We start from the raw sequence: 25,293 nt of genomic DNA, 5'->3' as shown, positions 1-25,293 counted from the left end.
TCAGCCCTTTCGGACAATTTTTTTATTACTGTTTTATCCGGCAAGTTGTTCTGCTGCTATGGTTCAGGAACCTCTTTAAGGTATTTGTCCAGAAATTTCAGAATGTCGCCGTAGCCTTTAATCTCATTTTCTTTTTTGATAAAACCGTGGCCTTCATCAGGAAAGACGATGTATTCGACCGGAACATTGTTCTGTTTTATGGCATCCACAATTTCATCCGACTCAACCTGTAACACGCGCGGGTCGTTGGCCCCCTGCAATACCATGACGGGATGTTTTACCTGATGGGCATGAAACAGGGGAGAGATCGCGTGCAGGCGTACCGAATCTTCGGTGTTCGGATCGCCCAATTCGTCATATAAGGCTTTCCGGAATGATTCCCAGTATGGGGGGATGGATTTCAGGGTTCGCAACCAGTTGGTCACTCCAAAAATATTTACGCCCACTTTAAATTCGTCGGGGGCGAAGGTCATGGCCGCCATGGTCATATAACCGCCGTAACTTCCGCCAATAATACCAATTTTATCCGGGTCAATGTAATCCTGTTCCTGCAGCCAGTTTTTACCCCAGATGCAGTCTTTCAGGTCCTTGTCGCCGTGGTTACGGTCGTCCATTTTATAAAAAGTTTTTCCGTAGCCGCTGCTGCCCCGGTTGTTTACGCCCAAAACCGCGTAACCCTGGTTGACCAGGTACTGCAACAGGGCAAAGTAACCGACGCGTGTTTGTCCGCCCGGTCCGCCATGCACCCATACCAGGGCCGGTACTTTGTTTTTGGGTGAAGCTGTCAGCGGTTTATAATAGATAGCCGGTATTTCAAGCCCGTCGAAAGATTTAAATCGAACCACTTCCGCCGAAACCAAATCGGCGGGATTGATTTCAGGGTTCAGGCTTTCGGTAAGCTTCTTCATTTCGTCGGATTCAAAACTGTACACGTACAGGTTATTAGGCGCTTTGGAAGTTCCGATTGTCAGCCGGATCAGTTTTTCGCTGTCGGAAATATTGACTGCAACAATGTCGCCGTCCGGTATTTCCGGGAAATTAATCTCCTGTCCGGTTTTATTGTCGGTTAAAATGAGTTTGTTTTTTCCGTCTTCGTTTATGGCAATTACCCGGTAAGTTTCGTTTTCGCTTAAATAACTGTACATCACATCCCAGTTGGTCTCAAAAAGTACTGTTTTGTTTGCTGTTTGCAAGTCGTAACGAACGAGATAGGCAAATTCTTTTCCGGCGTCGGTGATGTAATAATAACTGTTGTTGTCCTTGCTGAAGCCCGAGCTTTGATAGTTCCCGGGGCCATCGGTAATTTCGGTCATGGTTTTTGCCGAAAGATCATACAGAAATAACTGATTTTCGCTGGTCGTTTTGGATTTGGTCAGGGCCAGGATTTTTTCGTCATGCGACATGCCCGAGACTTCCAGCCCTTCATCATTCTGGAAAATCAATTTTGGGAACCAGTTGGAAATGGGCATTTTATAAAGGTCGAAAAATTTTGGGTCACGCTTGTTGGAGAGGTAAAACATACTTGTCTTATCGTCGCTCCATCCGCCAAAACTGGCTTTTTCGTTTTCATCCGGCGTTAAATCCAGTGAAGTTCCATCGGGGTCAAGTAAATAAATATGGTTGATTTCGTTGCCGCCCATGTCAGCCGAATAAAGTAACTGATCGGTGCCGGGTACATAATCGATGGCAAAGAACGATTCATTTTCCGAGAAGGTGATTTGTTTCTTCGTTCCGTCGGCGATTTGGATTTCGTACAGGTTGAAAATGCCCGATTCATCGCTGCTCACCAGTAGTTTGCTTTCATCGCCCGAAAATGCGCCTCCCGAATACCTTGTGTTCTGGTAAAACTGCTCGATAGAGTACTGGGCAGGCGCTTTCTGTTTGGCAGGATTACAGGCAACCAGGATACTAAGAATAACTGTAGATAGGAATAATTTTCTCATAACATGTTAAATTGAATGTTTAAGTCGAAAGTTGTTTACATACAAGTTAATGAATTTGAGTTGATTAATTGGCCATTTGTGCGCAGATTCTCAAGCTGTGTGAAAATTTTTAATGTAATCGGTCAAAACTGGCGGCGATAAGCTGAAAAACAGTTGGTGAGAATGCGAATAAATTATTAACAAGGGAAGCGGGGGGGGGTAAGCTTTCAACAATTTTTGTAATTTTAGGTCGAAACTCAATAATTCGGCATGATCCTACAAAAAAAATACAGCATTTTAAGCAGATCAATTTTGCTCACGCTTTACGTGTTCGTTTTCGGATGGGGGACAGACCTTTGGGCGCAAACCGACCCGGAACAACAAGCCCGAAAGCAGTTTGACGCAGGCCTCTACGACCAGGCTTATTTGGTGTTTTCTGATTTGGTGCGCCTGTATCCTGATGATAAGTCGCTGAACTATTATTTTGGCGCCAGCGCTGTTGAATCCGGACAATATACGGAGGGGGCCCGGCAGGCCCTTTTGCTGGCGCAGGATGAACAGCCCAACGCTTTTTATTATCTGGGTCAGTATTACCAGGCGCAGGGCAACTGGTCAAATGCCCTGAAAAATTACAGTACATTTAAAAATCTGGCGAAAAAGAAGGACGTAAATGCCTCGCGCGTTAATGAACTGATGTCGATGAGCCGAAACCGGATTAATCCTTTTCAAAAGGCTGTATCCGAAGAACCGGTTAAAACGGAATTGCCACAGGTGGCCGGTTTGGCGGCTGAACCGGTTGTAACAGTGGAAAATGTACCGTTGGTGGTTCCGGATGCGCTGAAAGACAGTTTGATTCATTTTCAGGTGAATGCGCGGATCAACTACATGAAACTGGATCATTTCAAGCATGAATCATCCAAACTTGCGTTTATAAACGGTTGGTTGCTCGAACGGGAATTACAATCGAAAATGGACGAGATGAAAAATCTGCGCGGACAATACGCCGCCGCACCGGTATCGATGCGGGAGGAACTTGCCGACCGGATCCTGGCGTTGGAACAGGATACCTACCGGATGAATCAGCAGGTACGAAATGCCTACCTGGAGGCCAATGAAAAGGAGTTCCTCTACTGGAACCAGGCCGGCGAACCCGAAATCAGCGAATTTACAGATGAAATCGGACAGTTAAAGGACAGTATCCGGGCAAAAACAGAGACAGGAAAGCAGGAAGAAATGTTACCTGCGGGTCCGGTTGTTGCGCCTGATACCGTGGTCGTAGTGATCGAGAACCAACTTCCGGCCGAACCAACCAACCAAATTGTTTATAAAATACAGATCGGCGCTTACCGGGGCACACCGCCCGAGTGGGTGCAGCGAATGTTTCGAAAACTATCCGTTATCCGCCGTATTGACCAGTATACCGATGAAAAGGGGGTAACGGTTTACACGGTAGGAGAGATGAAAAGCTACCGGGATGCTCAGCAGATGCAGAGTCAGGTGAAAATGGAAGGGGTAAATGATGCTGTTATTGCAGCCTATCGGAATAATGAACGTATAAATGTGAATGAAGCCAGAAAATTGACCGATTAATGAGTGCAAAAGAAAATTTAAAAAACAAGCCTGTTCAGAATGAGAATATAGAACTGAAGAATGATCGTTTTCTCATTCTTCATAATGATGATTATCATTCGTTTGACTACGTTATCGAAGCCTTGATGAAAATTTGTGATCACGAGCACGAACAGGCCATCCAATGTACTTTACTAACTCATTATAAAGGAAAGTGTGATGTAAAGAAAGGAAGTTTTAATTACCTTAGTCCAATGAAAAAGGCACTGAATGCCAAAGACCTTACAGCAACCATTGATTAACCAATAATATATGACCATTCTAATCATCCTGTTTCTCATCTTCCTGGGCATTTTATTGCTCCTGCTCGAATTTGCTGTTATTCCGGGCGTAACCATTGCCGGGATTGGCGGGGTTTTGTTATTAGGCGCCAGTGTTTACCTGGCTTTTGATACCTATGGTGTAATTGCCGGGATTGTTACCCTGGCTTTCGTATTAATTGCCTCACCGATTCTGGTTTATCGCTTTTTTAAAGGCCGGGTGGGAGGTAAGATGGTGCTTGAATCGGAAATTACGGCCAAGGTTGGCGAAGTAGATGCCCAACTGGTGCACCCGGGCGACGAAGGCGTAACGACCGGTCGGCTGGCCCCGGTGGGAAAAGTGAAGATCAACAATCAGCTTGTGGAGGCCAAGGCTATCACGGGATTTATTGATCAGGAAGTTTCCGTCAGGGTGGTTGAAGTATTGCGGACTCAGATTATTGTCGAACCTATAAATAAAGAATAATGGATTATTTTGGACCTTTTGGATTGATTGCCGGGATTTTTATCCTGTTGATGATCATTTTGTATTTTATACCGATCGGGCTTTGGTTTTCAGCGCTTGTATCGGGAGTAAGAATCTCTTTGCTGCAGCTGTTCCTGATGCGCTTTCGTAAAGTGCCGCCTTCAGTTATTGTCCGGGCATTGATTGAAGGAACAAAAGCCGGCTTGAAGCTCGACCGCGACAAACTGGAAGCTCACTACCTGGCCGGAGGTAAGGTTGATATGGTTGTCCATGCTTTGGTTTCCGCCGAGAAGGCCAACATCGACCTGACTTTTAATATGGCAACCGCGATCGACCTGGCGGGGCGCGATGTATTTCAGGCAGTACGCATGTCGGTAAACCCGAAAGTAATTGATACTCCGCCTGTTGCTGCAGTTGCCAAAGACGGGATCCAGCTGATTGCGAAGGCCCGGGTTACCGTACGCGCCAACATTAAACAACTGGTTGGCGGCGCCGGCGAAGAAACGGTACTTGCCCGTGTCGGCGAAGGGATTGTTTCATCCATCGGTTCATCGCATACCCATAAAACCGTACTCGAAAACCCGGATTCAATTTCGAAACTCGTTTTGGACAAGGGATTGGATGCCGGTACCGCTTTCGAAATCTTGTCAATCGATATTGCCGATATCGACATTGGTAAGAATATTGGCGCCGGTTTACAAATCGACCAGGCCGAGGCGGATAAAAACATTGCCCAGGCAAAAGCCGAAGAGCGGCGCGCGATGGCCGTTGCCCTTGAACAGGAAATGAAAGCAAAAGCCCAGGAAGCCCGGGCCAAAGTGATTGAAGCCGAGGCCCAAATCCCGCTGGCGATCTCAGAGGCCTTCCGTCTCGGAAATCTCGGAATTATGGACTACATGAAATATAAGAACATCATGGCCGATACTCAAATGCGCGAATCAATCTCGGGAGACGAGCAACAGAAAGGTGTTGAGTAACGAATTCGCACAAAAAATAAGATGGAGCCCTGTTGATGAAAATCAGCAGGGCTTTTAGTTACGAAAAAATGTCGGTATAAAAAATGTTGCGCAGCATAAATTTTAACATTGATTTAACACATTGTTGTGTTTTTCGGCATATCTTTGTCTCAGATTTTATTTCATAAGTTTAGGTTTGATTAGTTTTATTGGTTTAGTTAGGTTTGAAAAGGGTAGATAGAGATCTACTCTTTTTTTATTTTTGTAAAAGTGATTTTTTAAAATATGTTGTTCGGCATAAATTTTAACGTTGAGGTAACACATGGTTGTGTTTTTCAACATATCTTTGTCTCAGATTTTATTTCATAAGTTTAGGTTTGATTAGTTTTATTGGTTTAGTTAGGTTTGAAAAGGGTAGATAGGGATCTACTCTTTTTTTTTGACCTTTATTCAGGATGTGCCAGTTGCTGGTGACGGAAACAGGATACCAGGTGATCATTCACCATTCCGGTGGCCTGCATATGGGCGTAAATTACCGTTGATCCGACAAATTTGAACCCGCGTTTTTTCATGTCTTTGCTTAGCCGGTCCGAAACCGGCGATGTTGCCGGAACCTCACTTGGATTTTCAAAATAATTGACAATCGGTTTAAAATCGACAAACGACCAAATGTATTTGTCGAAGCTTCCAAATTCTTTCTGGATTTCCAGAAAGTGCCGGGCATTATTCACGCTGGCGGCGATTTTTAAACGGTTACGGATAATCCCATCATTTTGGAGTAACCTGTTCATCTTGCCGTCGTCATATGTTGCCACAATTTCCGGTTCAAAGCCATCATAGGCCAGGCGATAGTTTTCGCGTTTTCGCAGGACCATATGCCAGCTTAATCCGGCCTGTACGCCTTCAAGCAATAAAAATTCAAATAAAAGCCTGTCGTCATGAACCGGGACTCCCCACTCGTGATCGTGGTAAGCCATGTATAAATCATCTTTTAAGCACCATGCGCATCGTTGTTCCATTGGAGTATAATTTATGTTCGTTTCGTTGGCCTGAAATTTGTTAACAATCCAAAATCTGTTCAAAAATATTAAAAACAATCAGGATCATTCTAAAATATTATTTTTGCTCTTTGTAAATTGTGCCCCCATGAAACTACGACTTTTTATTTTGCTGTTATTTACGGTTAGCCTGGCTTCGGCCCAGTTGAATATAAACCATTATATCCAGGTGGGGCAGACCCGAATCTCAATTGGTAATTACGTTGGGGCAATCGAAAATTTTAATATTGTCATCAAATTCAAGCCACAGCTTCCCGAGCCTTATTTTTTAAGAGGCGTTGCCAAGCATCAACTGGAAGATTTTCGGGGTTCAATTGACGACTATAACAAAGCGATCAATATAAAGCCTTATTACCCGGATGCTTACATCAACCGCGGGCTGGCCTACCTCGAACTGCACAACTACGAACAGTCCATTGCCGATTATAACAAAGCACTGGAATTATCGCCCCGCAATGCTGCCATTTATAACAACCGGGGAATTGCAAAAATGTCGATGAAAGACATTGACGGGGCCATTGAAGATTACAATGAAGCGCTGGCTGTAAATCCCAATTTTGTGAATGCGTTTATCAATCGCAGTAATGCCAACATTGTAAAAGGCGATGTGAGAGAAGCTATCCGAGATTTGAACCGGGCGATCGTAATCAGGCCGCACTTTGCCAGCGCTTACCTGCTCCGGGGGCTGGCGCGTTTCGAACTGGAAGATTTTGCTGCTGCTCTGCGCGATTTTGACCAAACACTGAAATTCGACCCTCAAAATGCTTATGCTTTTAATAACCGGGGAATTGTTAAACAACGACTGGAGGATTACGAGGGGGCGATTATGGATTACGATATGGCCTTGCAGTTGAATCCAACGATGCCCAATGCTTACTTTAACAGGGGGATTGCCAAAGAGGTTTTAAACCGTCCGGGTTATGAAGAAGACTACCGGATTGCAGCCCGGCTGGATCCAAAACTGGATATCCCAAGAATGACACCCGAGGAGTATTATTATGCGCAGCAACAGCAACAGCAACAGACTGCTGCCAATAATCACCCGGGACAACAACAAAATACAACAGCCGACCCCGATCCGCAAAATCAGCAGCAAGCCAATGCCGCGCCGGTTGCCAAAGAGGAAGAGAGCGCCGAACAACGCGAGCGCCGCCGGTTTAAATTAGCCTTGGCCGATACCCGAAACCTGCCCACCATGGGCGAAGAGGAAGTGGATGACGGACGGATTCAGAATAAAAATGTGATCATCGAATTGCAAAGTATCTTTGTTATTGCATCGTTTAGTGAGCAATCGGTTGATTACGAGCGTCTTCAGTATTACAACCTGTCGCTGGAAGAATTGAACCGGTTTAATAATTATACCCCCTTGATGACCATTACAAACCGGAAAACGGATGATTTTTCGGAAAGCTTCAGAAATAATATTCTATATTTCAATGAAAAGATCAGGAACAACCAGGTACCGCAAAATTACCTTAGCCGGGGGATTTTCAGGTTCCTGATCAATGATTATGCAGACGCCATGACAGATTTTGACCAGGCGATTAAGGCAGACAGCAGAAATACACTGGCCCTTTTTAGCCGGGCAAACTGCCGGATAAAAATGGTTGAACTGCTCGAGTCGCTCCCCGATTTTTCGGAAGATCTGACGGTCCCGATGGGCGGTGCCGGGAATCATCAACCAAAGGGCAAAGAGGCCATCATTGATTATCAATTCATTTTGAACGACTACCAGGAATGTATGAACATCAGTCCTGAATTTCCGTTTGCCTGGTACAACAAATCGTATATCCTTTGTAAACTTGGAAAATACGAAGAGGCGATTGTCAACCTCGATAAGGCCATCGAACTGCAGGCTGATTTTGCCGAGGCTTATTTTAACCGGGGCCTGACCAAAATTTACCTCGATGATGTTGACGGCGGCGCCATGGATTTAAGTAAAGCAGGGGAATTGGGAATCGAAGAGGCCTACAACGTAATTAAACGTTACTGTAATTAGATGAATTTATTGAAATGAGCAGCTCACAACCGCTTGCCGAACGTTTGCGTCCGAAGACGCTGGATGATTATATCGGACAGGAACACCTGGTCGGACAAGGAGCTGTTTTGCGTAAAATGATTGAGTCGGGAAATATCTCATCTATTATTTTATGGGGACCGCCGGGAGTAGGAAAAACCACTTTGGCAAAAATTATTGCCAATACGCTCGAACGTCCGTTTTATATTTTAAGTGCGGTGAGTTCGGGGGTAAAAGATGTACGTGATGTGATTGATAAAGCCCAAAAACAGCAATTTTTTCATCGCGCGAATCCCATTTTATTTATCGACGAAATTCACCGTTTCAGCAAATCGCAGCAGGATTCGTTGTTAGGGGCCGTAGAACAGGGTTTGGTGACTTTAATCGGCGCTACGACCGAAAATCCTTCGTTTGAAGTTATTTCCCCCTTGCTTTCACGCTGCCAGGTATATATGCTCAAACATCTTGAAAAAGAGGACTTGCTGAAAATCCTTGATTTGGCGATAACGAAGGATACTGAATTAAAGAAAAGAGAAATTGATGTGCAGGAATACGAAGCGCTGTTACGGTTTTCGGGCGGCGATGCGCGTAAACTGCTGAATGTGCTCGAGCTTTTGGTTAATTCGGAAGAAGAAGTTAAAATTACCATTACCAACAACAAAGTTGTTGACCGGCTTCAAAATAACCTGGCCATTTACGATAAGAAAGGCGAAATGCACTACGATATTATTTCTGCCTTCATAAAAAGTATCCGTGGAAGCGACCCGGATGCTGCCGTTTACTGGTTGGCCCGGATGATTGAGGGGGGAGAGGAGGCCAAGTTTATTGCCCGGCGCTTGTTAATTTTAGCTGCCGAGGATGTCGGGCTGGCTAATCCGAATGCGCTCTTGCTGGCTCAAAGCACTTTCGATGCCGTTCACCAGATCGGTTTTCCCGAATCGCGGATTATTTTGTCTGAATGTACCATTTATCTGGCTACTTCGCCTAAAAGTAATTCGGCGTACGAGGCAATTAACAAAGCGCTGGAACTGGTTCGGCAAACCGGCGATTTGCCTGTTCCGCTGCACATCCGCAATGCACCTACCAAACTGATGAAAGATTTGGGTTACGGAAAATACTACAAATATGCCCATGCGTACGAAGGTAATTTTGCCGAACAGGATTTTTTGCCAAAAAAAATCAAAAAAGAACGGTTTTATAGGCCTCAGGCAAATTCGTCGGAGCAAAAGATTCTGGAGCGGCTAAAATCCTGGTGGGGGAAACGTTTTTGAAATGTATCGGCAGGCTAACCGGTAAGAATGAAAAAACCTGCAAGCAAAACGCTTACAGGCTTATCTTCCCCTCATGCCGGACGGAATTATTCCACGGCCAACTTCACTCCAATGACAAATTCGTCGTATATCAGGTTGTTGCCCAGATTCGAGAAAAATGAACCGGAACCATAGCGTACATTATATTTTGAGCGGTCGACCGTAATGTCGGAGGTATATACGTTGCCATCCCGGGTGACATCGAAGGTGACCGGGTTGGTGATCCCTTTGATGGTCAGGTCGCCGGTGACTTTAGCCGAGTTGCCGCTAAACATTGCTTTCTCTTTGATCACCAGTTTGGCCTCCGGGTAGGTTTCAACGCTGAAAAAGTCGTCAGATTTCAGGTGGCCGACCAGTTTCTGGTTGGTTTCCGAATCCGTAATATCCAGATTTTTGATACTTTTCATGTCAATAATAAACTCACCGCCGGCAATCGAACTTCCGTCAACATTTAATTCGCCGCTTTTCAGGTTGATTGTACCGTTGTGCTGACCGGTTACTTTTTTACCTAACCAGGTAACTTCCGATTTACTTGTATTCGCTTTTAAAACCTGGGCATTTACAGTACCTGTTAACACTACACCGAGAGCAATAATCAATAATTTAATCGTTTTCATCATTTTTCTTTTTTTGTTAATATTCAAATTTTTTAATCATCTGTTTTTTGTTTGTATTTCCTATTTAGTTGTTCATGGGGACCTCCATAAGCAGAAGTTTTGAATCTTTTTCTACCTCAAAGCTGACTGTTGAACTTTCCCAGATTCCCATTCCGTCGCGTTTTGCCAGTTTCTGTCCCGCAACCGTTGCATTTCCTTCGAGTACAAACACGTATAAGCCGTTATTGTTGTCGTTGAGCTGGTAGTCGATGGATTTGCTCCCACTGAACCTCCCCAGGCTAAACCAGGCATTTTGGTAAATCCAAACTCCTTTTTCGCCGGCATTGGGCGACAGGATTTGATAAAAATTGTTTTCTTTTTCCAAGTCGGTCAACGAAACCTGGTCGTAGCGCGGTGAAACATTTTTTCGGTTCGGGAATACCCAGATTTGAAGAAATTTTACCTCTTTATCCTTGTTTTTATTGTACTCGCTGTGAAAGATGCCGGTTCCTGCGCTCATCACCTGTACATCGCCTTCTTTGATGATGGCGGTATTTCCCATGCTGTCCCGGTGTTCCAGGTCGCCCGACAACGGGATCGAAATAATTTCCATATTGTCGTGAGGGTGTGTGCCGAAACCCTGTCCGGCCGATACGGTATCGTCGTTTAATACCCGAAGCGCGCCAAAATGAATTCGTTCGGGATTGTGATAATTGGCAAAACTGAAGGTATGGTATGAGTCTAACCATCCGTGGTTTGCATGTCCTCTTGTTTCTGATTTGTGTACAATTGTTTTCATTTTTTCTGTCCTTTCATCTGATCGTTCACCCGAGGTCGGGTTTTTGATTTATTGATGATACAAAAATAACAGACAAAAATGTCTTTTACCTTGCAAAAATCAGGACAGAGATTGCAAAAATCCGGGATGGTTGCTCTGTGATCGGTAATCGGTAATCAGTAATCAGTAATCAGTAATCGGTAATCAGTCAGTAATCGGTAAACAGTGATCGGTGATCAATCATTAATCATCAATCAGGACTGGCGGGCGGAGTTGCGGAAGTCAAGCGGTGAAAGTCCGTTATATTTTTTGAAAAAATTACTGAAATGGGCTGGTTCTTCAAAGCCTAACTCAAAGGCAAGTTCCTTGTTGCTGAGTTCGGTAAACAGCAATACCCGTTTGGCTTCCAGTAAAATCCGGTCGAGAATATATTCTTTGGCCGATTTTCCGGTGAGCGCTTTGACCGATTTGTTCAGGTAGTCGCTGGTTACCGAGAGCAGACCGGCATAATCCGACACTTTATGCAATTCTTTGTAATGCTCGTCAATCAGCCGTTTGAATTCGCGTACCAATTGATTCCCGGCTTCAATGCTTTGCGGGTTTTTTTCTTTATGCATGCTGCAGTGGGTGTTGCTGTGGATCAGAATCAATTTAAGCAGGGCGCCAAGCGCCTCGTTTTTATAATCCAGGTCGAGTTCGCTGTATTGACTGATTTGGCGGATGATATCTTTGTAATTTTGAAAGTCTTTTTCGTTGACGGGCAGGGGCGGCGTTTCGCCATGTTTGTTGAATAAGTACAGATCATTGATCATTTGATCGGAAATGTTGTTCTGCACCAGGAACAACTTACTGAAGTTGATGACCCAACCGGTTGGTTTCTTTGTGGCCATTACCTGGTGTACCTGACCGGGATAAATGAAGTAAAGACAATGATTAAACAGCTGATATTCTTTAAAATCGATGATGTGTTTGCCTTTGGCCTGTTCAATCAGCAGAATGGTAAAATAGTCGTGGCGGTGCGGGCGGTCGGGTTCACCGTTCATCTGCTCGTACAGAATGCCCATGTCTTTCAGTATAAATTCAACCTGCTTCCCCGCGGCGTCTGTCAGGTCGTATGTTTTAATTTCGCTGTGCATGAGGTTAAAGATAAGCATCCGCCCGGATATTCAAAATATCCTAATTGATGTGCTGTTACTTACGAAGCTTACTTTTCAGAAATGATCAGCGTTGAAGGAATATTTGTCAACCAATTACCTTTCTGGTTTATCGCTTTTTTCCAGCTGGAAACGCTGATTATCATTAAATTGCTTTTCTCCAGCAAATCGTGCTCAATCAGGCTGTCGTTAAAGACCGCGATATGATTTGGTGCAATCTGTTCGATACTTTTTATCAATTCTTTTAATTCAACATTATTTTTGATGAGGCCTGACGGGTCCCATACGATAACCTGTGAACCGGAGTTCCTGATCAGTTTTTTTGAAAACCCGATAACGTGGCAGTCCTGATCCGAAAGAACCGGAACAATCACAAAATCGGTGCTCTCCAGTCCCTTGTCAATTAAAACGCCTACAGGAACGTTTGTCCCTGAAATAATGGCCTGGGTTCTTTCGTTAAAAGGAGAATTTCCGAATAAGTTTTCCTTTCCGGTGAGTTGGTTCAATATTCTGTCCGGACTAATAATTCTGCCCGTAAAACCAAGCAATTTTCCCAGCAGACTGCCCTCAAAGATCGACTGACCAATCCCGATCAGAAGTAAATCATAATGACCATCGTCTGCCATCCCGGTAATATCGGCATCGATGTTATTTGAAACCTTAAATAAGGTGGAGATTTTCTGAGCCAGTTTTTTTGATTCGTCGATCGCCGGTGCAAAGCTTTCCACCTCATATTCTTCGAGGTTATATTGGTGAAACTCGGTATCGGGCAAAAGATGCATCACCGTAACCGAAGCGTTTTCGTCAAGCTTTTTTACCAGCTTATTGGCCAAACGTAACAACGATCTCCCCATTTCGGGTTTTGCAAATGAAATCAAGATGTGATATTTGCTCCACGAACTCAGTTCATATTTGAAATCTCCCGGTTTTGGCTGAAATACCCAATCGATGAATGACAAGGACGGCGCGGTCATCATTGTTGTTACCAAGGCCATAATCATCATCATGGTAAAGATTTCGGGAGTTAAAATGCCGATATCGTATCCAATATTAAGGACAACCAAAACCATTAGGCCACGGGTGTTCATTAAGGCTCCGAGAATAAAACTATCCTTGTTGGTTAGTCCGGTTAACCTGGCCGGTAAGGCTGTCCCCAGAAATTTTCCCGCAATAGCAACCAGGATAATCAGCCCGGTTATTTTCCATAAGAATAGCTGATCAAGCAAGCCAATTTGAGTACGAAGCCCGGTAAATACAAAAAACAAGGGCAATAAAAGCACGATGGCAATATCTTCGACCTTTTCAATAAACAAACTCCTGAATTTTACATTCTCAGGCATGATTGCCCCGGCTAAAAAAGCGCCAAACAGGGCGTGTATTCCGATAACCTCCGCCACGTAGGCCGAAAGCACCAGTGTGATGAAAAAAATGGCAACAACCGGTTTACTCAGATTTTCTTTTGTCGGATGTAACTCGCCGACCCGTTTCAGAAAAGGCCGGACGATCCGGATCATCAGGAACAGGTAGAGCAGGGCAAACAGGATGGAGTAAATGGCGCTTAAAATAAATCCGGCCCTGACAATGGCAATAATTACAGCCAGTACGGCCCAGACAATGATATCGGCAGAGGCCGCACAGGTCACGGCAATGGTTCCGATCCGGCTCCGGTGAATATCTTTCTCCTTGGCGATTCTTGCCAAAACGGGAAAGGCAGTTATACTCAAGGCCACTCCCAGGAACAGGCCAAAGGAAGAAAAAGCTACTCCGGGGGGAGCAAATGAGGCGTAAAGGAAATAAGCCAGGGCTATTCCCGAAGCCAGCGGAAGAATGACACTGGCATAACTAATGATGATCGCATGATGTGCGTTGGTTTTCAATACGCTCAAGTCCAGTTCCAGTCCAATAACAAACATGAAAAGGATCAGACCGATCTGGCTGACAAAATGCAGGTTGTCAAGCGATTCAGCCGGGAAAACAACAGAAAACGCAGCCGGAAAATAAAAGCCTAACAAGGATGGGCCTAAAACAATGCCGGCCAGGATTTCACCAATAACCCGTGGTTGTCCGATTTTTCTGCATCCCCATCCAAACAACCGGGCAACAAGAACGATCAGGATGATTTGTGCCAGGAGTATGGCAAGCGGATGCTTCAGATTCTGAGCAAATAAATGAAAAAATGCTGCAAGATGGTTTTTTGCGGAGCCCGCGATTCCTCCGCCTCGTCCCGGATCCAGGTCTGCGCCAAGCCAAATGGTAAGAACGATCAGACAGGAAAGGCTTCCGGCAATACCGATATAAAAGAATGTATTCCTGAGTTTTTTCATAAGATCCTGGTAACCGGTTATTTATTTCAGTCAAACGAAAAAGCTGATTGCCTGAACAGCTCATCCCGTTCAAAGGTAATAAATTCATGTTTCTCGTACGGGATACCCGGATAAGCAATAATAAAATTCATATCCCGGTAACCGGCCGCCAATTTATTGGGTAACTGATCGGCATATGGCAGCCAGCTCATGGTTTTCCGGCGAGCTCCGACAGCTATTAAAAGATCGTCTTTTTTAACTACCGACGCTAATTGTTCCAGGGGAGGCTCCACTGCTGAAAACGTGTGGAAATTGATTTCAGCTTTTGTTTTCATGCCTTTCAAGGTCAGTTCCATAACATCAAGCAATCCTTCATCCAGCGCCAGGTGAAGCGGGGCATTCATGCCCATCGCCAAATGAACAACCGATGTGATCACGTCGAAAAAGCCCGGTTCTTTAATTGATTTTGGTGGCAGGTACAGGACAATCCGGGAATTACTCATGATTGAATTTTCCATTTTACAAACAAAGATGGATTGTGAAGAAAGCTCCAGCAACTGGTCGAGCACGCTTCCAAAAATACGGTCTTGTGCCGAGATTTGTCCGTTCCAGCCGATAATCAGCAAATTGGCATGTTCTTCCAGGGCTGCACGCGAAATGGCATTGGCTACATTTACGTCAATCCGCTTCAGGGTATTCAGTTCTATTCCCGCCGAAACAGCATATTCCCTTGCGTTATTCAGTAACTTCTCCGAAAAATCCTGGTGATCGTCCAGATTCATGGGATCAGTCAGAACCGAAAGCGCAGAGATATGATTCAGCGCATAATCTTTTAAAATGATGGCGACGGATAACAAATGATTTACGGTTGACGGATTGGATAATGGTACCAGTACGTGCGGAAAGCTGACTCTTTCAAATTTCTCTCCCGCCTTTTCAAAAGCAATCTTGCGCCCGTAATGTTCTACCACCCAGGGCCCGATAATACAGGTCACCAGTATCATTAACACAACGCCGTTTAAGATTTCGTCGCCAATGATGCCCAACCGGTAACCCACCAGGGTAGCGGCCAGGGTGGCGGCAGCTTCGGTTGTTGTCAGCCCGAAAATAACCCAACCTTCCTCTTTGGTAAACTTGAAAATACGTTGAGTCAGTTTGGACGAAACCAGCTTGGTTAGCATGTTGGTGGCGAGCATGGTGGCCATGATCAGCCATGAGGCAGGCGATCTTAACAAGACCTCCACGTCCACAATCATCCCGATATAAAGCAGGAAGAACGGGATAAATAACGAGTTCCCCACAAACTGAACCCGGTTCATCAATTGGCTTGAAGCCGGCACCATCCGGTTTAATACCAGCCCGGCCAGGAATGCGCCGACAATGGGTTCGATGCCAATTGCCCGTGCCAGAAAAGCGCACAGGAATGCTACGGCCAGCACGAAAAGAAACTGAATAATCCCGTCGTCTGCATGACGGAAAAATAAACGTCCCAAAATCGGAAGAAGGTATACCATCGCAAGAACGTAGATCGTCGAAAGAATGATTAAAGTTATCCAGAAATTAAGATCAAGGCCTCCGTTTGCTGAACGTGCAACAATAGCAAGCACCAGTAGCGCAAGGGTATCGGCAAAAATTGTTCCTCCAACGGTGGTTAAAACGGCCCTGTTCCGAACGATTCCCAATTTGGTAATGATTGGATAACCGACTAATGTGTGCGAGGCAAACATGCTTGCGATCAGAATGGCGGCTGGCCACGAGAAGCCCAATAACCTGAAAAGAAAGGTTCCGAAAAGTTGGGGAATGACAAATGTAAGGATGCCAAAAATCAGGCTTTTATCTTTATTTCGTTTAAAATCGGTCAGGTTAATATCCAGGCCCGCCAGAAACATGATGTACAGCAATCCAACCGCTCCCAAAAGTTCAATTGCCGATGACATTGCGATGATATTCAGCCCGTTTGGGCCAACGATTACACCGGCCAGGATGATCCCGACGATGCCTGGCAATTTTATCTGGCGTGATAAAATAGGGGATACCAGAATGATGAATATAAGCACAAAAAATAATAATACATGGTCGTTAATTGGCAAACTAATTTCACTCATAACCGTTGTTTTAAAACTTGACTAATTAATTCTGTGGGCGATAAACTCTACTCTCGGACAATAATCGCAGGTGGTAGCCCTCCATAAACCTTTTATTTTATTTTGGTCGCGGCCAGCCAGGCTGAAATAAATGCTGATTTCTGTTTGAAAACCGCAAAATCGGCCTGATGCAGATGATTTCAGCACCTGGCAGGCATAAAAATATTTTTTGTTGGCCGGCGCCACCCAGATGTGGTGCTGTCCGTTAAATTGCAAAAGCAGGTCATCTCCTTTTTTCTTCAATACAAATACCGCCGGAATGTCTGCAAATTCGGTTTCCACGCAGTGATGCACAATTGAATGGTGTGTCTTCTCATCAAGTTGCCAGGTGCTGAGGATGTAAACATCATTTTCTTTTTCCGCTCCCGGGCTGATGCAGGCGCCGAGCCACATGGCCAAACCTGCCATACTGAATATTATAATTCTGCATTTCATTGGTTTTTTATTTTATAATATGCATTAAACTGCTTCTGATGCTTCTGTTTACACATGTTCAAAATAGGATTCCATAAGCTTCAGGGTTTCATTTTTCAGTCGGTTAAATGTTTCATCCTCTCTTAGCTTCACACGGTCGCGGGGATGTGCAAACGGCACTTCAATCACTTCTCCGATAAAGGCTGATTTTTCTACATTAAGCACGATGATCCGGTCGGCCATCAACAAGGCTTCTTCGACATCGTGTGTAACCAATATGATGGTTTGGTGTTGGTTATAATACAATTCCAAAATCTGATCCTGCAGGTGTGACCGCGTAAACGGGTCAAGCGCTCCCAATGGCTCATCCATCAGAAGCATGAGTGGCTGAACGGCTAATGCGCGGGCTATTCCTACACGTTGTTTCATCCCTCCCGAAAGCTCATCGGGCTTTTTGTGAAGGGCATTTTCCAGATGGACCATCCGAATGTACGATTTGATGAGTTTATCCTTTTCTGTTTTACCCTTATTGGGAAAAACTTCATCGACAGCCAGTTTGATGTTACCATATACCGACAACCAAGGCAACAGGGCATAATTCTGAAATATCATCATGCGCTCTTTTCCCGGGCCGGACATCGCTTGTCCTCCTAAATAAATCTTTCCCGAAGTAGGGGCCTCGAGCCCGGCAATCAAACGCAAAAGGGTTGATTTTCCAGAACCGGAATGACCGATGATTGCTACAAATTCGTTTTCGTAAACTGTGAGGTCCAGGTGCTCAAAAATTACATTGGAAGTTCCGTTTTTTGAATAGACTTTTGATACGTCAAGGACTTCAAGCAGTATTTTATTTTCAGTTTTTGATACCATACCACGCCTGTGTTTAATATTTTCTATTTAGTGTGTCGAGATATCCCTGAAGATCCTCGGGATTAAATTCAATTCCATCGATAAAACGGCTTCCCGGTTCAGTTTTCAGATTTTTATCTGGACAGGCAATGCCTATTTCATTTACAATATTTCGGTACAAATCCGTCCGCCAGCTTTTGTTTGCTATTGCCAGGGGATTCTCGGGCAGGCTTTTTATTTGCTTCCATCTGGCCGCTTGTGTCATAAGCCAAAGCCCTTGGGATTGCCATAAAAAGGTTGAATGATCATTGATGTCATCTTTCAGGTATTCAGGCAGATCAAAAAATATCGTGGCATCGGGAATGTACTTCATCCGTTCAAGGCCGTCAAACCCTCCGTAATTATAATTCCCTGTTAATGCTGGTCGCGTATATTTGGTTGCTGCTCCTGTAAATGCCCGCGCCGATGCAAGCTCTGCAAGTACTTCTTTGCTGTTAATACGACTGCACCACCGACAGGCTTCGACCATTGCTTTTATCAACGAACGGTAGGTTTTAGGATATTTTTCTATAAAATCTTCCATGATTCCCAGCAGCCGGTCGGGATGCCCGCTCCACAATTCCTTCCCGTGGGCAAAAGTAAATCCAACTCCTTCGTTACCGCTGATGGCCCGCGTGTTCCACGGCTCAGCCACCATATACATATCCATGGTGCCGATACGCATATTGGCTACCATTTGCGGCGGTGGGATGATCATTATCCGGAAGTCCCTAAAAACATTCATTTGGCACATACCCAGAAGATTACGGATAAGGTACTCGTAGATGGCCGAACTGAGTACAACGGCTACATTGCGTTGAGAACCGGGTAAGGATTGAAAATAGGAACGTATGTCGTTCCCCATTCGTTCCACATCGCCCTGGTATTCGTGTAAAGGACGTACACCGGCTTCCCACATCCCCCGGCTCATGGTTATGGCATTGCCGTGACGGTGGATGGTCATTCCTGCACATAATCTTGCCGGTACGGCCCCTTCTGCTCCTAATCTGGCATTAATTACAGCACCCGAAACAACAGGTGCTGCATCAAGCCGGCCAAAAATGATTCCGTCGCGTGAAGCTGCCCAACTTGATTCTCTGCTCAGTTTAACTTTCAACCCGTATTTTCTGAAAAACCCCCGGGTGTAGGCAACAGCAAAGGGCAGGCAATCGTTAACCGGGACATAACCAATGGTCAGCTCAGGTTTTTCCAGACTTTTCGAATCAACCACGATGTCAATATCATCAGGTTCTTTGATAAGCGAAACCGCAGAGCCACCAGGGGTATTGCACGTATTAAGAAAACTTAAGGCCAACGCACCACTGCCTGCCAGCCCGATAAAATCCCTTCTGTTATATTTTTTATCAATCATCCCGGTTAAGTTTGATAATCGAAATTCAATAATTGCTGAATTTTCCTGATCAGCCAGTCAAGTCCCAGGCCGGTAAAACCAATGACGACTATGGCCAGCAGGACAGAGCTTAAATTGAGCCTGTTCCATTCGTCCCAGACGAAGAATCCGATACCGCGTCCCCCTGTAAGCATCTCAACGGCAACAATTACCAGCCAGGCAATCCCCAGGCTGATACGCAGCCCCGTAAATATGTAAGGCAAACTTGCAGGAAGGATAATCTTATAAATCTGTTTCCATCGCGGCATCTCCAGTACCCTGGCTACATTGAGAAAATCTTTGCTGACTCCTGAAACACCTTCGGCTGTATTGATCACGGTAGGCCAGAGTGAAGTAATGAAAATGACAAATATGGCCGAAGGATTTGCCAGGTTGAACACGGCCAGGGCAACAGGCAACCACGCGACCGGGGAAACAGGCCGTAATACCTGTACCAGCGGATTGAAGATTTGTCGGGCTATTTTAGATAAACCGATCATAAAACCAAGCGGTACAGCAAACAGGCTGCCCAGAACAAAACCGGTCAGTACCCTTCTCAAACTTTCCAATAATAAGAATCCGATACCCACATCACCCGGTCCATGGATATAAAACGGATTAAGAATAAAGTCAATGTTGGCTTTCAATGCGTCAAGCGGAGCAGGCATTAACCGGGTCAGATATTTGGCCACCAGCCACCATAGCGCTATTAGGAAAACAAAGCCCCAAACCGGATAAAATATCTTGCGAAATGCTCTCATCATACTCTTTCTTTGTGATATCCATGTATCGCAAAGTTGCAACTTCCCCGGGATGCAAATTTGAGATTGGAGTATAGCATCCGGAAATTGGAACAAGAAGGAGAAAACCTGTAATCAAATTCAGCGATTTACTTTTTGCATGAACTCTTTCCGGTAGGCTTCGCTGAGGGTTAGCGTAAGGTTTTTACCGGACTGACCTTGCAGCGTGGTGGTAATTTGATCAAACGAGAATACACGGACGATCTTCATTGCAATGAGTTCTTTTTTGTTAATCCGGCAAAAATCACCGGATGGAAGCAATTCAGCCAATCTTTCGAATGAAATGTTTTTCAGGATGAACTCTCCGCCGTCGGTCAACCGGGCAATTTTATCCCTGCTGTCCGTTTCAGAAGTTTTCAGGTAGCAAATCTGGTCGAAGAACAAAAGCGCTTTCCCTTTATCCGTATTCAGTTGAATAAAATTTTTCGGGTTCTTTGTACTGTTTATCAGAGTAATGGCCTTATTTACGGCTTGTTCAAGGCGTTCTTTTTTTACAGGTTTCCGGACATAATCCACGGCATTCAAATCAAAAGCATCTGCGGCATATTCGCGATATGCCGTTGCAAAGATGACGGGTTTTCCGTTAAGCAGATTGGCAATCTGTAACCCATTTATCCCGGGCATTTCAATATCCAGGATGCACAGGTCGAATTCAAGCGCCGGAATCTCCCGCATAAAAATTTCAGGATTGTTGAATGCCTTGACAACCTCCAACTCAGGGATTTGTTCGCAGAGCATTTTCAGGTAGGTTAAACCCGGCAGCTCATCGTCCAGCAGCAAGCACTTTAGCTTTGTGTTCAAGCAGATTTATTTTTAAGTGGGCGATATACACATTTTCTTCGATAAAGGTATCGAGCTTGTAACAATTTTTGTAAATGATGTCCAGCCGTTGTTCAAGCGTATCAGTTCCAATCCCGCTTTTTTCCTTTTTTATCGGGGGTTTCTGAGAGATTTTGTTCACCACGGTCAGATAGAAACAATGTTCTTTAAACTCGAACGTTATTGAGATAAATGCATCCGGGCTCTGCAAATCAGCATGTTTAAAGGCATTTTCAATCAAGTCGATCGAAATAAGCGGAGCTAAAAGTCGTTGTTCGTATAAAGGCTCCGAATCGTTGATCCTGGTCTTTACTTTTAGTTCGAATAAAGGACTAAGCTTAATTTTATTGATTTCAATCAGGTTTAAGGCAAACCCGATCTCTTCTTTTGGACTCACAAATTTTCTCCGGCTTTCATAGAGGATATAATCAAGTACGTTTGATAATTTATCCAGGGCAAAATAGGTTTGATAGGCATGTGACTGAATCGAATTCAGAATGTTTTTAAAAAGATGCGGATTTAATTTCGCTTCAAGCGATTCCAGTTGTAAACCGGCAGTTTTGTCTTCAAGTTCCTGAAGCCTCGAAACAGATTCCTGTCTCAGCCTTTCAGCCCGGAACCACTTTGTAAAAAAGTAAACGCTTGTTGCCAGCAACAACAATCCAACACCTGCTATGGGATAAACCGAATCCATTGTTTGTTTGACCTGAACTTGATATCTTGTGTACGAATGTAACTATTTTACGTTTGATCTTCGTGTTCGAAACTTCTTTTACCTGTTTTGGTCATCACGATCGTCTTTTTCCTGCTTGTCCGAATAATAGGTTTTCAGCTTCTTTTTCAATTGATAATACCTCAGAATGCCTATCAGTAGGAGTAAAACGCTGAATATGAGGGCAAGAAGAGCCAGCCATTTCAGCCTGCCAAAATCTTCGAGCTGCAAAAAAGCAATTCCTCCTAAAAGCAGGTAAAGCGAGGTACGGATATAGGCAAAAACGGTCCGTTCGTTGGCCAGTCGCGTACGTTCCAGCGCCAGATAATCACGAAGGATGATTTTTTCTTTGTTATCAAACTCATATTTCTGCTTTTCTTTTTTCTCTTCCATCTCCGGTCCGGTTAAGATATTTCTGAAAAATAAGACATTTTATTGTTTTCTGCCAGCTTTCAAATCTCAAATTAAATCCGTCTCATGGTTGGTAAACAATGCCTGAATATTCTTGTTTTATAAAACTGTTACTAAATAGATAGGAGAAACGATTATGAAAGTGAATGGTTTTATCAAAACAAACCAACCTGCCACAAAAGTGAACGGAAAGAACACTCACGACCGCGTATATTCTTCAGCAGATTATGATTTAGTTGGCGATCACCACGTGGCAAGCTCAATTGCCACGCCCCTGCGACAGGATGCCTTTGATCAGACGGATGAAGAAAAGATGGCTGTTATCGAAGATAAATTTCGCGAGATCATGGAGACTTTGGGTTTGGATTTGAGCGACGACAGTTTACGCGGAACGCCCCACCGGGTGGCAAAAATGTTTGTACGCGAAATCTTCAGCGGACTTAAGCCCGAAAATAAACCGAAAATCTCGGTGTTTGAAAATAAATTCAATTACGGTGAGATGTTGGTCGAACGCAACATTAGCCTGAATTCGACCTGCGAGCACCACTTTTTGCCAATTGTCGGGAAGGCGCATGTGGCTTATGTGTCGAGCGGGCAGGTGATTGGCTTATCCAAGATAAACCGGGTGGTGGATTATTATGCCCGCCGGCCGCAGGTGCAGGAACGCCTGACGGTACAGATTGCCGGCGAACTGAAGCAAATTTTAAAAACCGAGGATGTGGCCGTGGTCATTGATGCCAGACATATGTGCGTATCGTCGCGGGGGATTGAGGACGAGAGCAGCTCTACTGTAACTGCTGAATACAGCGGTATTTTTAAGGATAAAACCAGACGCGAAGAATTTCTAAATTATATATCTTTAAGCAAATAATTTCTAACCAACCGGTAAAGCGATGATCGAAAAATTTATACTCAGCCCCATTCAGAAATTCATAAAAACAGAAAGTTTAAGCGGTATTTTATTGTTTGTATCAACGATAATCGCATTGGTCTGGGCCAATTCGGCTCTTGGCGGTTTTTACGAATCTGTCTGGCAATACAAGATTGGGATCGATTCTGAAAATTTCAGACTTGTAAAACCGCTGTTATTATGGATTAACGATGGTTTAATGGCTATTTTCTTTTTTTTGATCGGGCTCGAAATAAAGCGGGAAATACTGGTCGGCGAGTTGAACAGCATGAAAAAAGCTTCTTTGCCGATTTTTGCTGCTATCGGCGGGATGATTGTCCCGCTGAGCCTGTACCTCCTGCTGAATAAAAATCCGGATACTGCAAACGGCTGGGGCATACCTATGGCTACCGACATTGCCTTCTCGCTGGCCATCCTGCAGTTATTGGGAAAGCGGGTTCCCCTGGGCTTGAAAATATTTCTGACCGCTTTTGCCATTATCGACGATATTGGTGCGGTGTTGGTCATTGCGGTGTTCTACACCGGCGATATCCAGTGGCATCTGTTAATTTATGCTTTTCTTTTGCTGTTTTTGCTCTATGCCATGTCTGCCGGTCGCATCTATTTGAAATACATTATTTTGGCAGTTGGACTCGTGGTCTGGTACCTTTTCCTGAAAGCGGGGATTCATCCTACAATTGCCGGTATTCTGCTGGCTTTTGCGATTCCGGTCAGGCAGAGAATTAAAATAAAGATCTTTACGGAAAAACTCAGCCAAATTGTCGATAAGATAAAATCATCTCAGCAACGCCAGGACTTGCCGATTCTTTCAGAAAAACAAATAGAAGAAATTGATAACCTGGAAGACTGGACCAGTAAAGTTCAGTCTCCGCTTCAGCAACTGGAACACCGGCTTCATCACTGGGTGGCCTACCTGATTATGCCGGTCTTCGCTTTGTCAAACGCGGGAGTAAATTTCAGTTCCGAAACAAGTCTGGATTATTCGGTTTCGTTGGCAATTGCCATATCGTTACTGATCGGGAAAATGGTGGGAATTACCGTCTTCTCCTGGTTGAGTATTCGGATGAAGATGGCTGTTTTGCCTTCGCATACAAACTACCGGCATATATTAGGTGTTTCGTTGCTGGCTGGTGTCGGCTTTACCATGTCTATTTTTATTGCCAACCTGGCTTTTACCGATAGCGCTGTTTATTTAAATTCGGCCAAAATGGGAATTATCATCGGCTCGCTTGTTTCGGGCATCTTCGGATATGTGCTGTTACGATACAGTAAGCCGGTGGAAGGTTAAATTAGTCACCGGTCATCTGGTTATTCGTTTAATATCGATTCAATCTGACTGAGTTCTTCGGCAGTGAATGTCAGCTGGTTGATGGCAGCTACGTTATCTTCAAGCTGTTTAACAGAGCTCGCGCCGATTAAAACCGAAGTCACCCGGTTGTCTTTCAGCAACCAGGCCAGGGCCATTTGAGCCAGGCTTTGTTCTCGTTTTTGCGCCATTTCGTTTAAACGTTTCACTTTCGCAAGGGCCGGTTCAACCTGGTGAGGTTTTAAAAAGCCCCACGATTTGGCCGCACGCGAACCCTCAGGTATGCCGTTCAGGTATTTGTCGGTAAGCAGTCCCTGGGCCAAGGGAGAAAAAGGGATACAACCTATGCCTTCTTCGTCTAAAACATCCAGCAACCCATCTTCTACCCAACGTTCGAACATGCTGTATTTGGGTTGATGGATGAGGCAGGGGGTGCCCAGGCTGCGCAGGATTTGAGCTGCTTCTTTCGACATTTCAGCGGGGTAGTTTGAAATACCGGCATACAGGGCTTTTCCCTGGCGTACGGCCTGGTCGAGGGCCGTCATGGTTTCTTCGAGCGGGGTGTTGGGGTCGGGGCGGTGCGAATAAAAAATATCCACGTAATCCAAGCCCATGCGTTTCAGGCTTTGGTCGAGGCTGGCGAGCAGGTATTTGCGGCTCCCCCATTCGCCGTATGGCCCGGGCCACATCAGGTAACCCGCTTTGGTCGAGATAATTAACTCGTCACGATGATTCAGGAAATCCTGCTTCATGATTTTCCCGAAATTCTCTTCTGCCGATCCCGGTGGGGGACCGTAGTTGTTGGCCAGATCAAAATGGGTAATCCCCAGGTCGAACGCGCGGCGCAGCATGGCGCGGCCGTTTTCAAAAACATCTACACCTCCGAAGTTATGCCAAAGGCCAAGTGAAACAACCGGCAGTTTTAAGCCGGAACGGCCGCAACGCTTGTACGGCATGGTATGATAGCGGTTGGGCTCTGCTTGATAGGTCGTCATTTGCTTTGTATTTTTGGTCAGGTAAACAAAGATAAGATTTAGGACCGATAAACAA

General features: G+C 44.8%; 23 protein-coding genes. 8 read left to right on the top strand and 15 right to left on the bottom strand.

What is annotated here, in order from left to right; genetic code table 11:
• Positions 1-56: 56 nt before the first annotated feature.
• On the bottom strand, positions 57-1,943 hold the full coding sequence (locus ACOIT5_RS19570; protein ID WP_423127858.1) for a S9 family peptidase: 1,887 nt from the start codon (positions 1,941-1,943) through the stop codon (positions 57-59).
• A gap of 249 nt (positions 1,944-2,192) precedes the next feature.
• Between ACOIT5_RS19570 and ACOIT5_RS19565 the strand changes: the two genes are divergently transcribed.
• From ACOIT5_RS19565 to floA, 4 genes are read left to right on the top strand one after another with little or no spacing between them, the layout of a single operon-like run.
• Positions 2,193-3,512, top strand: a complete 1,320-nt coding sequence (locus ACOIT5_RS19565) for a tetratricopeptide repeat protein (RefSeq protein WP_423127857.1) — start codon at positions 2,193-2,195, stop codon at positions 3,510-3,512.
• The gene (locus ACOIT5_RS19560; protein WP_423127856.1) at positions 3,512-3,793 is read left to right on the top strand and encodes an ATP-dependent Clp protease adaptor ClpS; all 282 of its coding nucleotides are present in this window, start codon (positions 3,512-3,514) and stop codon (positions 3,791-3,793) included. Before ACOIT5_RS19565 ends, ACOIT5_RS19560 begins: the two co-directional genes overlap by 1 nt.
• A gap of 10 nt (positions 3,794-3,803) precedes the next feature.
• A complete protein-coding gene (locus tag ACOIT5_RS19555) occupies positions 3,804-4,277 on the top strand; it encodes a hypothetical protein (RefSeq protein WP_423127855.1) in 474 nt (157 codons plus the stop codon).
• Positions 4,277-5,254: a flotillin-like protein FloA gene (gene floA / locus ACOIT5_RS19550; protein WP_423127854.1), complete on the top strand. Its 978-nt coding sequence runs from the start codon at positions 4,277-4,279 to the stop codon at positions 5,252-5,254. Before ACOIT5_RS19555 ends, floA begins: the two co-directional genes overlap by 1 nt.
• A 425-nt stretch (positions 5,255-5,679) precedes the next feature.
• On the opposite strand, the gene ACOIT5_RS19545 is transcribed toward floA, so the two are convergent.
• Positions 5,680-6,252, bottom strand: coding sequence for a DNA-3-methyladenine glycosylase I (locus ACOIT5_RS19545; RefSeq protein WP_423127853.1), 573 nt, complete (start codon positions 6,250-6,252; stop codon positions 5,680-5,682).
• A 127-nt stretch (positions 6,253-6,379) separates the two neighbouring features.
• Here ACOIT5_RS19545 and ACOIT5_RS19540 point away from each other — a divergent pair, with 127 nt between their 5' ends.
• Together ACOIT5_RS19540 and ACOIT5_RS19535 are read left to right on the top strand one after the other, a co-directional pair.
• Complete coding sequence (locus ACOIT5_RS19540) at positions 6,380-8,290, top strand: tetratricopeptide repeat protein (RefSeq protein WP_423127852.1); 1,911 nt, start codon at positions 6,380-6,382, stop codon at positions 8,288-8,290.
• Between the two features lie 14 nt (positions 8,291-8,304).
• Entirely contained in the window at positions 8,305-9,579 is a 1,275-nt protein-coding gene (locus tag ACOIT5_RS19535; RefSeq protein WP_423127851.1) for a replication-associated recombination protein A, read from the top strand.
• Between the two features lie 86 nt (positions 9,580-9,665).
• Here ACOIT5_RS19535 and ACOIT5_RS19530 read toward each other — a convergent pair whose 3' ends face one another.
• The 12 genes from ACOIT5_RS19530 to ACOIT5_RS19475 form a co-directional block, all read right to left on the bottom strand.
• Positions 9,666-10,238: a YceI family protein gene (locus ACOIT5_RS19530; RefSeq protein WP_423127850.1), complete on the bottom strand. Its 573-nt coding sequence runs from the start codon at positions 10,236-10,238 to the stop codon at positions 9,666-9,668.
• Positions 10,239-10,299: 61 nt separating this feature from the next.
• Positions 10,300-11,013 carry a pirin family protein gene (locus ACOIT5_RS19525; RefSeq protein ID WP_423127849.1) on the bottom strand — a complete coding sequence of 238 codons (714 nt, stop codon included), beginning with the start codon at positions 11,011-11,013 and terminating at the stop codon, positions 10,300-10,302.
• A 233-nt stretch (positions 11,014-11,246) separates the two neighbouring features.
• A complete protein-coding gene (locus ACOIT5_RS19520; RefSeq protein WP_423127848.1) occupies positions 11,247-12,146 on the bottom strand; it encodes an AraC family transcriptional regulator in 900 nt (299 codons plus the stop codon).
• 50 nt (positions 12,147-12,196) lie between these two features.
• The gene (locus tag ACOIT5_RS19515) at positions 12,197-14,470 is read right to left on the bottom strand and encodes a cation:proton antiporter (RefSeq protein ID WP_423127847.1); all 2,274 of its coding nucleotides are present in this window, start codon (positions 14,468-14,470) and stop codon (positions 12,197-12,199) included.
• Between the two features lie 26 nt (positions 14,471-14,496).
• Entirely contained in the window at positions 14,497-16,554 is a 2,058-nt protein-coding gene (locus ACOIT5_RS19510) for a cation:proton antiporter (protein ID WP_423127846.1), read from the bottom strand.
• Between the two features lie 21 nt (positions 16,555-16,575).
• Positions 16,576-17,028, bottom strand: coding sequence for a hypothetical protein (locus ACOIT5_RS19505; RefSeq protein WP_423127845.1), 453 nt, complete (start codon positions 17,026-17,028; stop codon positions 16,576-16,578).
• A 48-nt stretch (positions 17,029-17,076) separates the two neighbouring features.
• Positions 17,077-17,877, bottom strand: coding sequence for an ABC transporter ATP-binding protein (locus ACOIT5_RS19500; protein WP_423127844.1), 801 nt, complete (start codon positions 17,875-17,877; stop codon positions 17,077-17,079).
• 13 nt (positions 17,878-17,890) lie between these two features.
• Positions 17,891-19,267, bottom strand: coding sequence for a CmpA/NrtA family ABC transporter substrate-binding protein (locus tag ACOIT5_RS19495; protein WP_423127843.1), 1,377 nt, complete (start codon positions 19,265-19,267; stop codon positions 17,891-17,893).
• Between the two features lie 5 nt (positions 19,268-19,272).
• Entirely contained in the window at positions 19,273-20,049 is a 777-nt protein-coding gene (ntrB, locus tag ACOIT5_RS19490; protein WP_423127842.1) for a nitrate ABC transporter permease, read from the bottom strand.
• 117 nt (positions 20,050-20,166) lie between these two features.
• Positions 20,167-20,886 (bottom strand): LytR/AlgR family response regulator transcription factor, encoded by a 720-nt coding sequence (locus tag ACOIT5_RS19485; protein ID WP_423127841.1) that lies wholly within the window; start codon positions 20,884-20,886, stop codon positions 20,167-20,169.
• Complete coding sequence (locus tag ACOIT5_RS19480) at positions 20,849-21,598, bottom strand: sensor histidine kinase (protein ID WP_423127840.1); 750 nt, start codon at positions 21,596-21,598, stop codon at positions 20,849-20,851. The genes ACOIT5_RS19485 and ACOIT5_RS19480 overlap by 38 nt, the downstream gene beginning before the upstream one ends.
• A gap of 78 nt (positions 21,599-21,676) precedes the next feature.
• Positions 21,677-22,009 (bottom strand): YidH family protein, encoded by a 333-nt coding sequence (locus tag ACOIT5_RS19475; protein ID WP_423127839.1) that lies wholly within the window; start codon positions 22,007-22,009, stop codon positions 21,677-21,679.
• A 154-nt stretch (positions 22,010-22,163) separates the two neighbouring features.
• Here ACOIT5_RS19475 and folE point away from each other — a divergent pair, with 154 nt between their 5' ends.
• On the top strand, positions 22,164-22,898 hold the full coding sequence (gene folE, locus ACOIT5_RS19470; protein WP_423127838.1) for a GTP cyclohydrolase I FolE: 735 nt from the start codon (positions 22,164-22,166) through the stop codon (positions 22,896-22,898).
• Positions 22,899-22,920: 22 nt separating this feature from the next.
• Positions 22,921-24,225, top strand: a complete 1,305-nt coding sequence (nhaA, locus tag ACOIT5_RS19465) for a Na+/H+ antiporter NhaA (RefSeq protein WP_423127837.1) — start codon at positions 22,921-22,923, stop codon at positions 24,223-24,225.
• 20 nt (positions 24,226-24,245) lie between these two features.
• Here nhaA and mgrA read toward each other — a convergent pair whose 3' ends face one another.
• Entirely contained in the window at positions 24,246-25,238 is a 993-nt protein-coding gene (gene mgrA, locus ACOIT5_RS19460; RefSeq protein ID WP_423127836.1) for an L-glyceraldehyde 3-phosphate reductase, read from the bottom strand.
• Positions 25,239-25,293 lie beyond the last annotated feature (55 nt).

Source organism: Gaoshiqia hydrogeniformans (assembly GCF_049347105.1).
GTDB classification, from domain to species: domain Bacteria; phylum Bacteroidota; class Bacteroidia; order Bacteroidales; family Prolixibacteraceae; genus Gaoshiqia; species Gaoshiqia hydrogeniformans.
Note: the sequence above shows the minus strand (reverse complement) of the source record. Positions and strands in the feature narration are given on the sequence as shown.

Bases quoted from the DNA above. Each gene is read 5' to 3' on its own strand.
- ntrB (WP_423127842.1), bottom strand. From the start codon at position 20,049: ATGATGAGAGCATTTCGCAAGATATTTTATCCGGTTTGGGGCTTTGTT.
- ACOIT5_RS19520 (WP_423127848.1), bottom strand. From the start codon at position 12,146: ATGCTTATCTTTAACCTCATGCACAGCGAAATTAAAACATACGACCTG.
- ACOIT5_RS19535 (WP_423127851.1), top strand. From the start codon at position 8,305: ATGAGCAGCTCACAACCGCTTGCCGAACGTTTGCGTCCGAAGACGCTG.
- ACOIT5_RS19545 (WP_423127853.1), bottom strand. From the start codon at position 6,252: ATGGAACAACGATGCGCATGGTGCTTAAAAGATGATTTATACATGGCT.
- ACOIT5_RS19500 (WP_423127844.1), bottom strand. From the start codon at position 17,877: ATGGTATCAAAAACTGAAAATAAAATACTGCTTGAAGTCCTTGACGTA.
- floA (WP_423127854.1), top strand. From the start codon at position 4,277: ATGGATTATTTTGGACCTTTTGGATTGATTGCCGGGATTTTTATCCTG.
- nhaA (WP_423127837.1), top strand. From the start codon at position 22,921: ATGATCGAAAAATTTATACTCAGCCCCATTCAGAAATTCATAAAAACA.
- ACOIT5_RS19495 (WP_423127843.1), bottom strand. From the start codon at position 19,267: ATGATTGATAAAAAATATAACAGAAGGGATTTTATCGGGCTGGCAGGC.
- ACOIT5_RS19505 (WP_423127845.1), bottom strand. From the start codon at position 17,028: ATGAAATGCAGAATTATAATATTCAGTATGGCAGGTTTGGCCATGTGG.
- ACOIT5_RS19510 (WP_423127846.1), bottom strand. From the start codon at position 16,554: ATGAGTGAAATTAGTTTGCCAATTAACGACCATGTATTATTATTTTTT.
- ACOIT5_RS19560 (WP_423127856.1), top strand. From the start codon at position 3,512: ATGAGTGCAAAAGAAAATTTAAAAAACAAGCCTGTTCAGAATGAGAAT.
- ACOIT5_RS19540 (WP_423127852.1), top strand. From the start codon at position 6,380: ATGAAACTACGACTTTTTATTTTGCTGTTATTTACGGTTAGCCTGGCT.
- ACOIT5_RS19515 (WP_423127847.1), bottom strand. From the start codon at position 14,470: ATGAAAAAACTCAGGAATACATTCTTTTATATCGGTATTGCCGGAAGC.
- ACOIT5_RS19530 (WP_423127850.1), bottom strand. From the start codon at position 10,238: ATGATGAAAACGATTAAATTATTGATTATTGCTCTCGGTGTAGTGTTA.
- ACOIT5_RS19475 (WP_423127839.1), bottom strand. From the start codon at position 22,009: ATGGAAGAGAAAAAAGAAAAGCAGAAATATGAGTTTGATAACAAAGAA.
- ACOIT5_RS19555 (WP_423127855.1), top strand. From the start codon at position 3,804: ATGACCATTCTAATCATCCTGTTTCTCATCTTCCTGGGCATTTTATTG.
- ACOIT5_RS19480 (WP_423127840.1), bottom strand. From the start codon at position 21,598: ATGGATTCGGTTTATCCCATAGCAGGTGTTGGATTGTTGTTGCTGGCA.
- mgrA (WP_423127836.1), bottom strand. From the start codon at position 25,238: ATGACGACCTATCAAGCAGAGCCCAACCGCTATCATACCATGCCGTAC.
- ACOIT5_RS19570 (WP_423127858.1), bottom strand. From the start codon at position 1,943: ATGAGAAAATTATTCCTATCTACAGTTATTCTTAGTATCCTGGTTGCC.
- ACOIT5_RS19525 (WP_423127849.1), bottom strand. From the start codon at position 11,013: ATGAAAACAATTGTACACAAATCAGAAACAAGAGGACATGCAAACCAC.
- folE (WP_423127838.1), top strand. From the start codon at position 22,164: ATGAAAGTGAATGGTTTTATCAAAACAAACCAACCTGCCACAAAAGTG.
- ACOIT5_RS19565 (WP_423127857.1), top strand. From the start codon at position 2,193: ATGATCCTACAAAAAAAATACAGCATTTTAAGCAGATCAATTTTGCTC.